Consider the following 13,420-nt stretch of genomic DNA (forward strand, 5'->3'; position numbering starts at 1 on the left):
CTGACCTGGAGTGAGCAGCAGGTCTGGATCACCGAGAGCAACCGAGCAGCCCGGAAGGGGTGACTAGTGCCGAAGATCGAGGTCGACGTCGTCGGTGACGTGTCGAGTCTGGGCCGCGCGCTCAAGAGCGGCTCGTCGGAGGTCTCCGGGTTCGCGTCCAAGGTCGCCGGCGCGGGGGCGGTGTTCAAGGGCTCGTTCGTCGCTGGGGCTGCTCTCGACGGGGTGAAGGCGGTCGGTGGGGCCCTCAAGGGCTACGTCGGCCAGGCGGTCACCGCGAGCGACGCGACGGACAAGTTCAAGAGCACCCTGAGCTTCGCCGGCCTCGACGACAGCGTGATCTCCAAGCTGACCGCGACCACCCAGAAGTACGCCGACCAGACGGTCTACTCCCTCGGCGACATTCAGAACGTGACCGCGCAGCTGGCGGCCAACAGCGTCCCGAACTACGACAAGCTCGCCGAGGCGGCAGGCAACCTCAACGCCGTCGCGGGCGGCAACGCGCAGACGTTCAAGTCGGTCGGCATGGTCCTCACCCAGACCGCGGGCCAAGGGAAGCTGACGACGGAGAACTTCAACCAGCTGTCCGACGCGATCCCGGGCGCCTCGGGCAAGATCCAGTCGGCCCTCAAGACGGCCGGGGCCTACACCGGCAACTTCCGCGAAGCGATGGCCAAGGGGCAGATCACGGCGAAGGAGTTCAACGACGCGGTTCTGGGGCTGGGGCTGACCGACGTCGCGAAGAAGGCGGCGACGTCGACGACCACGATCGAGGGGGCGGTCGGCAACCTCGAGGCCGTCCTGACGGGCGGTCTGGCGAAGATCATCACCAACCTCAAGCCGGAGATCACCGGGGCCCTCAACGGCCTCGCGTCGGTCGCTGGGCCCGCCCTCGCCGGGCTGGGGGACGGGATCGCGAAGGGGCTCGACTTCGGGAAGCGGGTCGCGCCGAAGATCAAGGCGGGGCTGTCACCGGTGCTGTCGACCGTGAAGTCGATCGCGGGCCAGATCGGGCCAGTGCTCGGCCCGGCCCTGTCCGGGATCGGCGCCGCGGTCGGGCCAGCCCTGGCCGGGGTGGTGGCGTCAGTGAAGCCGATCCTGGCCGCTCTGGGGCCCGCGCTCGGGCAGGCGTTCACTGTGCTCGGCCCGGTCATCGCCCAGCTGGTGCAGGCGTTCGTCGGGCTCGCGCCGTCGCTGTCACCGGTGTCGGTCCTGCTGTCCGCGCTGGCTCCCGTCATGCCGGTCGTGGCCGCCGCGTTCCTCCAGCTCGCTACTGCGGTCGGCGGGATCCTGTCGACGGCGCTGGCCGCGGTGGTGCCGCTCCTGACCCAGCTCGGGACGCTGATCGCCACGCAGGTCGTCCCGGTGATCTCCTCGCTGGTGACGACGCTCCTGCCGCCGCTGTCCGCCCTGTTCACTGCTGTCGCTGGCGTCGTCGGCACCCTCGTTGCGGCGCTCGCCCCTCTGGTCTCGACGATCCTCGGCGCTCTGGTCCCGGTGATCGCGCAGCTGGTGCAGTCGCTGCTGCCCGGGCTGGCCGGGATCATCGGAGCGGTCTCGCAGCTGTTCGCGGCTCTGGGCCCGGTCATCTCGGTCGTGGTCAGCGTGCTGTCGGCTGTGATCTCGGCGCTGCTGCCGGTGGTGGTGACCGTGTTCAAGACGATCGCCGCTGTCGTGCGGGCCGCGATGCAGATCGTGCAGGGCGTTATCCAGGTCGTGACCGGGATCATCTCCGGCAACTGGTCGCAGGTCTGGACCGGGATGAAGAACATCTTCGGCGGGGTGTGGGCGGCGATCAAGGCCGTCGTCATCGGCGCCATCTCGATCGTGAAGTCGGTGATCGTGGCCGCGTGGTCGCTGATCAAGTCGGCGACGTCGGCGGTGTGGAACGGGATCAAGTCCGCGGTGTCGTCGGCGTGGTCGGCGATCGTCTCGACGGTGAAGACGAAGGCGGCCTCGGTCCTGACCACGGTCAAGGGCATCCCGGGCAAGATCAAGTCGGCCCTCTCGAACCTCGGCGGGATCCTCGTGAGCTCCGGTAAGGCGATGATCGACGGCCTGGCGCAGGGCATCCGGAACGGGATCTCGAGCGCGATCGGTGCTGCGAAGGACGCGGTCTCGGCGATCCGGGATTTCTTCCCCCACAGCCCGGCCAAGCGGGGCCCGTTCTCCGGGAAGGGCTGGACGCTGTACTCGGGGCTGGCGATCGGGTCGGCGCTCGCTCAGGGTATGCGGCAGTCCCGGCAGGAGGTGGCTCGCGGCGCGGACGCCCTCACCGAGGCGGCGCAGATCCGGACGGCGATCGTCAGGGCCCGCCCGGGGACCGTCGCGCCCCTCGCAGCGGCCACCGCTACCGCGGACACCTCCGCTACCTCCCAGGCCGGGAGCGGGGCCCTGAGCGGGCTGTCCGACGCGGATGCGGAGAAGATCGGCGCCGTCATCGCTCGCCAGTTCAAGGTGATGGACCCGCGCGGCGAGCACGCTCTGGTGCGGCGTGCCGACCAGTACGCCAAGGCCCGAGGGGGTCGGCGATGACGAACTACTACGTCGACCGGCCGGCCGGCTACTGGATCGGCCACCCGGGCGCGCTGCTGCCGCTGCCGGGGATCAAGGGCAAGCTGACCAGGTCGGTCGAGCGGGCGGCGACGTACAAGACGTCGGCAGCTGGCCAGCGTCGTGCGTACCTGTCGGCGCGCCGCGCGCCGCTGCGGCAGTGGGACGTCACGCTCCCGCACCTCAAGCCGTCCGAGGCCGCGGTCCTGCACGGGCTGTTGATGGAGACGGACCCGCCCTACGTGTGGGTCGACGTCTGGTCCCGGGTGACGAACCTGCTCACCCCGGCTGCGGCGGGGCTGGTCGACATCATCCCCGCCCTTGTTCCGGCGGGCCGGCAGCCGCTCACTGGCGGCGGGTACGCGCCGACCGCAGTGGCCAACCCTGACGGCGCCCTCGTCTACGTCGCGCCGGCGCCCGTGGTGCCTGACCAGCCGGTGACGATCTCGGCCTACCTCGCCGCTCCGGTCGCCGGGACTGTGACTGCGGTGTTCCTCGACTCGGCCGGCGCGATCATCGGCGTTCCCTCGGTCTCGGCTGCGGTGTCAGGGGAGTCGACGTTGACCAGGGCGTCGCTGACCTTGACCCCTCCGGGGAACGCGGCCGCCGTGTCGATCCGGATCGACGGGGCGTCGATCATCGCGCAGCCGGCGGTCACCTGGACGTCGGAGCTCGTCGAGTACGGGCCCGGAGGCGGCGCCGCTCAGGTCATTATCCCGAGCTTGACGGAGTCGATCGAGCAGGCTGTCCTGGCCGCGTCAGGGAAGCGGCTCGCCGAGGTCACGTTCACTGTCTACGAGGTCGGCTGATGCGCGCCGGCGCGTGGCCGAACAACCCGGTCAGGGCGGTCACCGCTCGAGCGATCCTCAACGGCCAAGCCCGCGACGTCGACAGCCTGTCGGTCAAGGCCCAGATGACGGCCGAGCTCCCCGCCCTCGACGGCGCATCCTCGGCTGTCGCTGACGGGTCGGTCGACTGGCCGCAGCAGGAGGTCGTCGCGGCGACGATCCCTCACCCGTTCCTCCGGTCTGCCGGGTCGACGTGGCCGCCGGTGACCGGGTCGTCGATCGCGCTCGAGGTCGGCGACGGCCTCGGCCAGTGGTGGCGGCAGATCACTGGCCTGGTCGACTCGACCACAGGTGGCCTCGACGACCCAACCGTCTCGTCCGCGGTGATCGACTACGTGGACCGGTTGTCGGCGAAGGTCTTCGAGGACGCGCTCCTCGCCTCAATGCCACCGGTGATCGACGGGTCGGTCTACCGGCGGGTCGGGCTGACCGGGACCTACGTGACCGACCTCTGCGCCCGCGCGGCCGGCTTCTACGCCACTTCCCCCATGACGACCCGGACCCGCCTCTCCGCGCCGTGCATGGGGTCGCTGTGGCCCGAGCGCGGCAGCTGCAACCGCGCAGACACATGGACCGACCCCGGGACCGGCGCGCCGAACTGGAAGGCCACCAGCTGGGGCCTCGCGGCGTGGGACGTGAACGCCGACTGGCAGCTGACCAGTCCGGCCGAGCTGCCCGAGCTCACCGTGTCGCTGACCGACCAGGCGCTCGGCGACTCTCAGACCGTGGCCCTGGTCGACGACAACGGCGTCGGCGTCGCGATGCAGCACGCCGCGGACGACACGCTTCGGATCGGGTTCCGCACCCCGGGCCAGGACCTCGTGAATACCATCGACCGGGCCGGGGTCGAGAAGGCCGCGGTCCGGGTCACGCTGGCCGGCACGACCCTCACCGTGACCCTGATGACCGCCGACGACCGGACGATCACCGCGTCGAGCACGAACGCCACCTTCTCCGGCTGGACGGCCACCCGCTGCCTGCTGCAGGGCCCGGGCGCGATGGGCGGCGTGCTGGTCGAGAACAACCAGCCGGTGCCGTGGACCAGCGTCCACACCACCCCCACGGCGATCATGAAGGTCACGTCGATCCCGTGGCTGCAGGCGATGCCCGCCCTGAACGGCGACACCGCGCTCGACCTCCTCACCGAGCAGGCGGCCGCGGTCGGCGCCTCGATGTGGATCGACTCCCTCGGCCGTCTCCGGTGGCAGGAGCAGGGCAGCCTCGAGCGGCGCGCGGCGATCACCACGAAGACGACCGACCTGACGATCGACGGCATGTCGTGGGTCGACGACTACTCCCGCGTCCGGTCGCAGATCACGATCAAGCGGCGCGAGCCGGCCATCTCCCGGTTCAACTACCCCGGTGTCCTGCTGTGGCAGAGCAACGACGAGACCCTCGCCGCCGGGCAGGAGCTGGTGAGCTGGCTCGAGCCGCCTGCCGACACCGACTGGCTGATGGTCGACGACCTGCACCGGGTTCTCAACACCACGACGGGCTCGGACATCATCCTCGGGTCGTGGTACTCCGCGATCCTGGTCGGCACCGCCGCCGACTCTGACCAGGACTGGGCATCGAACGCCCAGTACAACGCGACCCTGGTCCGAGTCGGTCAGGTCTACAAGCTGACCCAGGACGCCGGCACGCTGCCGTCCGGGCGCACGGTGGCCACGAAGACCCTCAACGACGCGCCGAACCTGCCGAAGTCGTGGCGCGGCCGCTCGATGCCGATCCTGCGCGGGAAGGCCCGCGTCGACTGGTCCGACCAGACGACCGTTATCGACACCGGCGCTACCGCGGCGATCGCCAGCTACGAACACGACTCGGGCTGGTGGGTGCAGGACGGCCTCCGGCAGGCCGGCCTGGCCGCCTGGCTGACCGACCGGCTTGCAGCCCCACAGCCGCAGATCACGGCGGTCCAGATCGACGCCGACCCGCGCCTCGAGCTCGGCGACAAGGTCACCCTGATCGACCCCCACCGGACCGGCCTGACGATCGACCTGGTCATCACCAGCATCGACCAGGGCTACGGCTCCGACGCCCCGACGATGACGCTGGCCGGCCGCGTCACCCGGGTCGAGCAGACCTACACCGTGAGCGACCCGGCCTCCAGCTGGCAGGCGTTGCTCGACGGCTGGACCACCACCGCAGGAGGCACCCCGTGACGACCAGGACCACCGACCAGGGCATCGTCATCTACGACAGCGGCGACCCGGCCACGATCCTCGGGAAGGGGATGCCGGTCGGGGACACCGTCGACGCCGCACTGAAGCGCTACGCGGCCACCGTCGCGCAGGCGAACACCGCGCGCGACCAGGCAGTCGCCGCAGCTGCGCAGGCCGCGATCAACGCCGGCTCCGCCGCAGGCGACCCGGCGACGTCGGCGGCGATCAGCTCGCTGGTGTCGGGGAAGATCGGTCGGACGGACCTGCACGTCGACGTGCAGCGGACCTACACAGTCCCGATCGACGGCGTGGTCGACGCCCGCGCCAGCCTCAACACCGCATTCAACGCGAACGCTGGCCGGCGGATGCTCCTCGGCGCCGGGGTCTACTACCTGACCAGCCGGATCAACACCATCGGTCAGGGCACGATCATCGAGGGCCTGAGCCCGGCGCAGACGATCCTCGACGTCGCCGGGGCCGCGTTCGCCGTGACCTCGAACGACGTCCTCGTGCGGAACGTGACGATCCGGGGCTACTCGGGGGCGAAGAACAAGAGCCTGTTCCAGGCCGCGGCCGCGGCCAACTTCAAGAACTGGCGCTTCGAGAACTGCGTCTTCGACGGGGTGGCCGCGATCGTCGCCGCGATCGGCGCGGTCAACTACATCACCGGGACCGCGATCGCCGCCGGCAGCTCCGAGGCGACCGGGATCGGGAGCTTCATCGAGTTCGACCACTGCGAGTTCAAGAACACCACCCTCGACGGCGGCGGGGTCTACGCCAAGGGCGTCCTGAGCCTCACGATCAACCGCTGCTGGTTCCACAACATGGGAACCAGCACCGGCGCCGGCGACATGGTGAAGATGGCCTACAGCTCCGAAGACTGGCGGATCCTCGACTCGATCTTCGAGGACGGCACAAGGGACGCGATCGACACCTTCGACGGCCGCCGCGGCACGATCCGCGGCAACACGATGCGACGGATGCAGGTCCACGCGATCGAGGTGAAGTGCAACGCCCCCACCTCGGGGACGGTCGACCGGATCCTGGTCGACGGGAACCGGTCCTACAGCTGCTCCCTCAGCAGCGCGACAACGCCGGTGTTCCAGATGGCGGCCCCCTACCTGCAGGTCGTGAACAACTACTCGGAGGCGTCCGGCGGGCTCGGGTTCCGCTCGGGGAAGATGCTCGACGGCGTGACTCCGGTGAAGGGCGTCATCTTCGCCAACAACATGGCGATGGGTTCCCAGGGCTCCGGGTTCCTGGCCACGGGCACCGACTACGGGCAGTGGCGCGGGAACTACTCCGAGGGTTCCGTCGCCGGCAAGGGCTTCGACGTCCCGACCGCGAGCAACACCCACCGCCAGGGCGACGCGACCACCAACCAGTCGGTGGGCAACGCCGTCGCCGACACCTGGACCTGACGAGCGACTCGCAGCACGCAGGCCTGACGTACCCTGATCGGGACAGAGACTGTCCCTGAGAGGTAGAACATGACGCTGAACGTTCGTCCAGCGCTTCACCGGCTCGGGCGCCGCGGAGCAATCCTGACCACACTCGGACTCACTTACGCGCTGGTGGGACTCGGCGCGCTGATCCTGCCCGCCGGCGACTCGACGCTGTACCTCCGAATCCCGGCGGTGGCCAGGGCGGTGATGTGGTGGACGGCGGCCTCGTTCGCTCTCATCTACAGCTGGCGGAAGTCCGACCGGTCCGGATGGATCGCCCTGTTCATCCCGCCGACTCTGCGAGGTCTCGCCTACCTGTTCGCGTGGTTCGGCGGTGAAGAGCGCGCGTGGTACTCGGCGGTGATCAACCTCCCGTTCATCCTCGTCGTCCTCATCTGCTCCGGGTGGCGCGAGCGACAGGACGGCGCGCATGCCTGACGGCGTCGTGCAGGGTCTCGCGGGCGTGATCATCGCGTTCCTCACCTACATCGGCTCCCGGTTCGTCGGACGCTCAGCGGCCAAGGTCGCGCGCGAGCAGACCGACGCCCAGTGGAACGCCACCTACCGGTCGAACGCCGAGCAGCACCTCCAGTGGGACTCGCGCCTGCTCAGCACCGTCCAGCAGCTGCAGCGGCTCGTGAACGACCTGCGCCGCGACATGGGCCGCGAGCTCATCGAGTTCGACGAGATCCCCCCAGCCCCCGCGCTGTTCCCCAACCCAAACCAGGAGAAGTGATGTACGCACCGAAGGAGCTCGGCGAGCTGTACCAGAAGCTGCACGACGGGGTGCCGCGCACGAAGAACGGCGGGGTCGTCGGCGACGCCCGCCACGTCGCCGGCGGCGGCTACCACATCTCCCGCGCCCTGCTCCTGGACCACGGCCAGAAGGGCGACTACTCGATCCAGCAGGCCCGGGACAAGCGGGGAGACGAGGACGCCGCGTCTGCCCTCGACTGGACGTTCCTGGACCAGACGGGCGACCAGGGCATCCGGTACTGGTCGGGGCGGCTGATGACCGTCTGCCGGGCCGAGGACCCGCGGGTGGTCGCGGTGCTCCGCGAGTGGTTCGGCACGATCGACGGCCGCACGGTGACCGGCTACAGCCCGTTCCGGAAGCGGATCGTGACCAGCTCGGACAAGAGTCACCTGTTCCACATCCACCACTCGATCTGGCGGGACGTCTGCGAGGACTGGCCGAAGCTGTCCGCGTTCGCCGACGCCGTGCTCGGCGTCCCGGCCGCCGCGACCCCCGGCCCGAAGCCGGCCCTGCCGAAGGTGTCGCTGGCCGCGCTGGTCGCCGCCGCGAAGGCCGACCCGGGCCGCGGCCAGGGCGGCACCACCCCGGGCTCGGCCGACGACGTCCGCCTCGTCGAGGCGGCGCTGCTCCGGCACGGGCTCCTCGACGACGACTACGCCACGGACGGCGCGTTCGGCTCGTCCTCGGTGGCCGCCTACCGGGTGTGGCAGCGGCTGTGCGGCTACGAGGGCGCCGACGCTGACGGCATCCCCGGCAAGACCACGCTGACCAAGCTCGGCGCTTACGCCGGGTTCTCGGTCGTGGCCTGATGGTCGCACTGGACATCCGCCGCGCCGTCCTCGGCACGTCGATCGCGCAGCTCCACCTCGCCGGCCAGGAGACTCTGCAGGCGTTCGGCTACTTCGGCGACGACGTCTACGCCAGCCAGGGCGTCGGCAACCCGGAGTGCGTGTGGGTGACCCGCGCGACCCGCGCCGGGAAGCAGCTCGGCGTGATGAAGCTCGTGTCGCCGGCGTCTGGCCACGGCACGGTGATCGGCGTGTTCTCCCGCGACGGCGCGGTCTGGATCGCGGTGTCGTGGGCGGGCCGGCTCTACCGGGTGCGGTGGCGCAACGGCGTCGTGAAGCGCACCTCGGCCGACGTGATCGCCATGCCGTTCAACGACGGCTACACCGGCGCGATCTTCAACCCGGTCGACAGGACCTGGCTGTACCGCCACGCCAGCGACAAGCGGCAGGTGTGCGTGCTGCGCGGCGACGCCGACGTGTGGGCCGGGAAGGACCGGCCGCTCGGCAAGGTCACCCTCGGCCCGGCCGACGCACCCGGCCAGCTGATGCAGGGCGTCTGCTCGGTCGGGACCGACCTGCTCTACCTGACGGGCCACAAGACGGGCGGGCACGCGATCACCGTGCACGACCTCCTCGGGAAGGCGAAGGCGTACCGGGTGCCCCTCTCGCTCGGCGGGGAGCCGGAAGGCCTCTACGCCACCGCCGGCCCGGACCCGGACACGCAGCGGGTGTACGTCGGCGTCTCTCGCTCCCACACCAGCCACACGGTCAAGGTGCTGGCCGACCCGGGCGAGCACCGGCCAGGCGACGAGGGCTGGTGGCACGTCGACCCGCGGAAGGTGTCGTCCACGCTCCTCGGCGTCTCCGCGGCCGGCGAGAAGCTCCAGGAACGCGAGCCCGGCTACAACCTGTGGATCCGCGAGTTCGTGACCGATGGCCGCGCCTGGGCTGTCACCGGCTACGGCACCCGCTACGCGAAGGACTTCCTGGCCAAGGGCCGGGCCGCATGACCACCACCACCGAAGGAGAGACGAAGTGAGCACCCCCACCAGCCAGGCCCGCAAGTTCGCAGACGGCCTCGAGCGGTCCCTGTGGACCGTCGCAGAGGCCGCCGGCGCTACCGGCATCGTCGCCGGCTACCAGGCGCTCCCGCTGGCCGACATCCCCCGCGGCTACCTGCCGCTCGTCCTGATCCTCGTCGCCGGCGTGCTCGCCGGGATCAAGGCGTCGGTCGCGCAGCGGTGGGGCAACGGCACTGCCGCGACCCTGCCCGCGGACCTTGAGCCTGTTCCCCCGCCGGCCAAGCCGGTCGACGAGCCGGAGCTCCGCGACCAGGTTCCGCTCGCCGAGCACCTCGACCCGCCCGCTAATCCGCGCGACGTCAACGACGACGGCCGCGACGACGAGAACGGACAGTTCCTACCCCGTCCCTGAGCGCGCTACTCTGTGCCTGACGCACAGCGCGTCGACTCTCGGAGGAGGAACCATGCGCAGGATCACCGGAGCAGCGGCCGCGGCCGTGCTCATCTTGGCCGGGCTGGCCGTCGCCAGCACCGACACCACAGCCCACGCCGCGCACGGCGTGAAGGTCACGACTGGCGCCCACGGCGTCTAGCCCCACCCCCAAGCCAGCAGCCCGCCACCGATCCCCCGAGGGGTGGCGGGCTGTTGCACATCCTGGCCCGAAGGACACCCCATGACCCTCAAGATCACCGCCACCCCCACCACCGGACTCCCCACCCGGATCACCGTCACGTCGGACAAGCGGGTCACTCCCGCCGTTCCGGCGGTGACTGAGTCGGCGACCATCACCGTGGCCACCGCCGACGAGACCCAGGTCTACAAGGCCAGCCGCGAGGTGGCTCCTGCCGTTCCCCGTACCGTCGCCCTGGTGGCCCTCTCCGCGACCCTGGACAGCGGACGCAAGGCCACGTTCACTCCGGTGTCCGACGACGGCCAGACCGCCGTCTACGACGTCACCTACGCCTGATGCGGATCACCGCGGCCACCGCCGGCGAGCAGGCAACCCTCGACGTCACCGAGCCGGCGGTCGAGCCGACCGGGGCCGGGCTCATCTCGGCGACCAAGCTGGCCGGGGCGACGCTCACCGACAAGGCGGACCGGCTCGCCGCCGGCCAGGGCCTCACCCTGCCGCCCGGGATCTTCTCCGCGCCCGACTTCGGCCGACCTGCCGAGATCTACCCCGCCTACTGCCATTTCCTCGCCAAGCCGGCGAAGGTCCTCGGCTCAGGCCGGGACGTCACGACCCTGCAGATCGACCCGGTCAGCTTCACGCAGCCGCTCCACGCCTTCGACCCGGTGAAGTACCCGCTCCTGGAGACTCTGCCCGACAACACCTCGAACAACTTCTACTATCTCGCACGGTTCGACAAGGCGAGCGAGGTCGCCGGGATCACGTTCCTCGGCACCGACCAGCAGGTCAACCCGAAGACCGGGCGGCCCTACTTCTTCAACGGGATCAGCCTCTACGGCCCGCAGGCGCGGCACCTCCACGACTGCTCGATCGTCGGCATGCCGGGCGGGAAGAGCATCCCCCCGGACGAGACGTTCGCCCTCCAGGCGTACAAGGTGGCCGGCGAGTTCCGGCTGACCGACGTCCTGGTCGACGGGCTCGGGAAGGGCTCGTCCGCGATCACCTGGACGACCGGAGACCCGAACCTCGACGTCGTCTACGACCGGGTCACGGTCCGCGGCTGCCCGAACGGGTCCGGCTTCACCCAGTTCAACCAGACGTGCCGGTCGATCACGTTCACCGACGTCGCTGTCGACGGCTGCACCGGCGGCGCGAACTTCGAGCAGATCCGGGCGGCGAACGGGATCAAGTTCGTCCGCCCGGACATCCGCAACAGCCGCGGCAGCTCGGGCGGCCCGGCCTACCACCTGAGTATCGAGAGCAACGCCTACTCGAACCGGGTCGACATCTATGACCCGGTCGGGATCACGCCAGCGAACCGGTGGAAGGTCCGCATCTCGCTGACGTACGGCTACTCGATCTTCGTACCGCAGGGCCCGCAGGCGCAGCGCGGCGCCGACATCCACCTGTGGGTCGGCGGCGTCGAGCGGCCCGACCTGATCGAGTGGGTACGAACCAAGGGCGCCGCCTGACCCTGGACGCAGCAACGCCCGCCACCCTCGAGCTCGGTGGCAGGCGTTGTCGTCTGCTCAGACCTAGCGGCCGAAGTCCTGCCGCTCGGTGCACCAGCGGACCATCCGCGGCCACACCCAGAACGAGTAGATCCCGAGCGTGACCACCGTCAGGACCCACCACTTCAGGTAGTGGCCGAAGAGTCCGCCGCCCGACCCGGTGAACCGGAGGCGCCGGCCGTTGACGATGGTGTGCTCGGTCTGCCAGCGGAAGTACATGCACATCGCCCACGGGAGCGCGAGGCCGAGCGTCACGGCGTAGAGGAGGCTCGCGCCGATCCCGACGAGGAAGAACGATCCGGCGCCGCCGTCGAACCGGAACTGGCCCTCGGGGCGGACCGCGACGGCCGCGACCTGCTGGGGGGCGTATTGGACGGGCTGCTGCTGTTGGGACATCGGGTGACTCCTGGGGGGGTGGTGGTCCGGGAAGCATGCGCCGTTGCGGTGCTCCCCGGGCCTGATGGGTTGGGGTCGTGCTGGGATCGTTACGCGGCCGCGCCGGCGACCGCTGATGCTGCGGCCCCCGGCGGTGTCGCGGTGTAGCGGGCCGTCGTCTCCGGCTTGCTGTGGCCGAGCAGCTGCTGCACGGTCAGCAGGTCCCGGTCGACGCCGTAGGCCAGCGTCGCGAACCGGTGCCGCAACGTGTGGCCGGTCCAGCCGCCGCCCAGAGCCTCCGAGAGGACGTGCCCCACGGTGTAGGCGCTGAGGTGGCCGCCGTTGCCCGTGGGGAGCACGTAGGGGCTGTGGTGGTCGACGGCGTACCTCCACCCGCTGCCGACGTCGCCTCCCTCGCGGCGCGCCCGCTCCTCGGCCAGCATGTCGGCCAGCCGGGGCAGCATCGGCACGGTCCGGACCCGGCCGCCCTTCCCGTGCACGCGGATGCCGTACCAGTCGATCGACGACCACTCGAGCGCGGCGATCTCGGATCGGCGCATCCCGGCGAACGCGGCCAGGGCGAGGATCAGCGCGTCGCGGTCGGTGGCCACCGCGAGCGCGTTGATCAGGATGTCGGTCGGCGCCGGACGCGGGACCCCGATGGGGACCTTGACGGCCGGGAGCTTGACGCTGGGGTCGGCGTCGAGGCGTTCGTCCTCGACGGCCCACCGGTAGAACGAGCGGAGCGCGTTTCGGGCTGACTTGCGGGTCTCGGGCTGCCACTCGTGCGCGGCCATGAAGCCGATCAGGTCCCGGTGGGTGGCGGCGAGGAGGTCGACCTCGCGGCCGGCTCGGCGTATCCAGTGGAGGCGTAGGCGGATGGTGTCGGGGGCCATGCCGGAGGCGCGGCACCAGTCGGAGTAGTCGTTGAGCACAGACAGATTCCCCTGCGTAATCCCCCCGAGGGACGGCGTTGGGGCTGCTGCTGAACCCCGGTGTTGGGGGTCATTCGTGGCGGACAGGTCGGGCGGTCTGGTCACGACACGCTCACTGGCGGGCACAGTTCGGTCACGATGCGGAGCACCTCGACCCGGTAGAGCTGGTCTCCCCAAACCTCCTCGGCCTTCGCGACGTCAGCGAAGGCGTGGGGTGTGCACTTCGGCACGTCGATGCCCGATCGGCTCACGCGGTCGACCTGCACGGTCCAGGCGGCGGGGGCGGGGCAGCCGGGGGTGCTGCAGCTACCGCTCACGCTACGAGCCTGAGGTGTCGTCCCGCCAAACTACCGGCAGGTTACTGGTTCGAGTCCAGTCGGGGGAGCCAGTTCGGC

General features: G+C 70.4%; 15 protein-coding genes. 12 read left to right on the forward strand and 3 right to left on the reverse strand.

From position 1 onward, the window contains the following. The first annotated feature begins 66 nt into the window (after positions 1 to 66). The 12 genes from ACFE7W_RS16910 to ACFE7W_RS16965 all read left to right on the forward strand — a co-directional run bounded on the left by ACFE7W_RS16910 (position 67) and on the right by ACFE7W_RS16965 (position 11,676). Positions 67 to 2,532: a tape measure protein gene (locus ACFE7W_RS16910; RefSeq protein WP_375425993.1), complete on the forward strand. Its 2,466-nt coding sequence runs from the start codon at positions 67 to 69 to the stop codon at positions 2,530 to 2,532. Next, on the forward strand, positions 2,529 to 3,359 hold the full coding sequence (locus ACFE7W_RS16915; protein ID WP_375425994.1) for a hypothetical protein: 831 nt from the start codon (positions 2,529 to 2,531) through the stop codon (positions 3,357 to 3,359). The genes ACFE7W_RS16910 and ACFE7W_RS16915 overlap by 4 nt, the downstream gene beginning before the upstream one ends. Beyond that, positions 3,359 to 5,560: a hypothetical protein gene (locus tag ACFE7W_RS16920; protein WP_375425995.1), complete on the forward strand. Its 2,202-nt coding sequence runs from the start codon at positions 3,359 to 3,361 to the stop codon at positions 5,558 to 5,560. Before ACFE7W_RS16915 ends, ACFE7W_RS16920 begins: the two co-directional genes overlap by 1 nt. Then, positions 5,557 to 6,981 (forward strand): right-handed parallel beta-helix repeat-containing protein, encoded by a 1,425-nt coding sequence (locus tag ACFE7W_RS16925; protein WP_375425996.1) that lies wholly within the window; start codon positions 5,557 to 5,559, stop codon positions 6,979 to 6,981. The genes ACFE7W_RS16920 and ACFE7W_RS16925 overlap by 4 nt, the downstream gene beginning before the upstream one ends. Before the next feature lie 69 nt (positions 6,982 to 7,050). Continuing rightward, entirely contained in the window at positions 7,051 to 7,443 is a 393-nt protein-coding gene (locus ACFE7W_RS16930) for a hypothetical protein (protein WP_375425997.1), read from the forward strand. Then, positions 7,436 to 7,741 (forward strand): hypothetical protein, encoded by a 306-nt coding sequence (locus ACFE7W_RS16935; protein ID WP_375425998.1) that lies wholly within the window; start codon positions 7,436 to 7,438, stop codon positions 7,739 to 7,741. The genes ACFE7W_RS16930 and ACFE7W_RS16935 overlap by 8 nt, the downstream gene beginning before the upstream one ends. Beyond that, positions 7,741 to 8,571 carry a peptidoglycan-binding protein gene (locus tag ACFE7W_RS16940; protein WP_375425999.1) on the forward strand — a complete coding sequence of 277 codons (831 nt, stop codon included), beginning with the start codon at positions 7,741 to 7,743 and terminating at the stop codon, positions 8,569 to 8,571. Before ACFE7W_RS16935 ends, ACFE7W_RS16940 begins: the two co-directional genes overlap by 1 nt. Then, entirely contained in the window at positions 8,571 to 9,560 is a 990-nt protein-coding gene (locus tag ACFE7W_RS16945) for a hypothetical protein (protein WP_375426000.1), read from the forward strand. The genes ACFE7W_RS16940 and ACFE7W_RS16945 overlap by 1 nt, the downstream gene beginning before the upstream one ends. 25 nt (positions 9,561 to 9,585) lie before the next feature. Continuing rightward, positions 9,586 to 9,984, forward strand: a complete 399-nt coding sequence (locus tag ACFE7W_RS16950) for a hypothetical protein (RefSeq protein ID WP_375426001.1) — start codon at positions 9,586 to 9,588, stop codon at positions 9,982 to 9,984. A gap of 52 nt (positions 9,985 to 10,036) precedes the next feature. Continuing rightward, positions 10,037 to 10,165, forward strand: coding sequence for a hypothetical protein (locus ACFE7W_RS16955; RefSeq protein ID WP_375426002.1), 129 nt, complete (start codon positions 10,037 to 10,039; stop codon positions 10,163 to 10,165). 81 nt (positions 10,166 to 10,246) lie between these two features. Continuing rightward, entirely contained in the window at positions 10,247 to 10,540 is a 294-nt protein-coding gene (locus tag ACFE7W_RS16960) for a hypothetical protein (protein ID WP_375426003.1), read from the forward strand. Next, on the forward strand, positions 10,540 to 11,676 hold the full coding sequence (locus tag ACFE7W_RS16965; protein WP_375426004.1) for a hypothetical protein: 1,137 nt from the start codon (positions 10,540 to 10,542) through the stop codon (positions 11,674 to 11,676). Before ACFE7W_RS16960 ends, ACFE7W_RS16965 begins: the two co-directional genes overlap by 1 nt. 63 nt (positions 11,677 to 11,739) lie before the next feature. Here ACFE7W_RS16965 and ACFE7W_RS16970 read toward each other — a convergent pair whose 3' ends face one another. The 3 genes from ACFE7W_RS16970 to ACFE7W_RS16980 form a co-directional block, all read right to left on the reverse strand. After that, positions 11,740 to 12,111 carry a DUF898 family protein gene (locus ACFE7W_RS16970; protein WP_375426005.1) on the reverse strand — a complete coding sequence of 124 codons (372 nt, stop codon included), beginning with the start codon at positions 12,109 to 12,111 and terminating at the stop codon, positions 11,740 to 11,742. Between the two features lie 89 nt (positions 12,112 to 12,200). Continuing rightward, positions 12,201 to 13,025: a tyrosine-type recombinase/integrase gene (locus tag ACFE7W_RS16975; RefSeq protein ID WP_375426006.1), complete on the reverse strand. Its 825-nt coding sequence runs from the start codon at positions 13,023 to 13,025 to the stop codon at positions 12,201 to 12,203. Between the two features lie 101 nt (positions 13,026 to 13,126). After that, positions 13,127 to 13,342: a hypothetical protein gene (locus tag ACFE7W_RS16980; RefSeq protein ID WP_375426007.1), complete on the reverse strand. Its 216-nt coding sequence runs from the start codon at positions 13,340 to 13,342 to the stop codon at positions 13,127 to 13,129. Positions 13,343 to 13,420 lie beyond the last annotated feature (78 nt).

It is taken from the genome of uncultured Friedmanniella sp. (assembly GCF_964244285.1).
GTDB lineage: Bacteria > Actinomycetota > Actinomycetes > Propionibacteriales > Propionibacteriaceae > Microlunatus.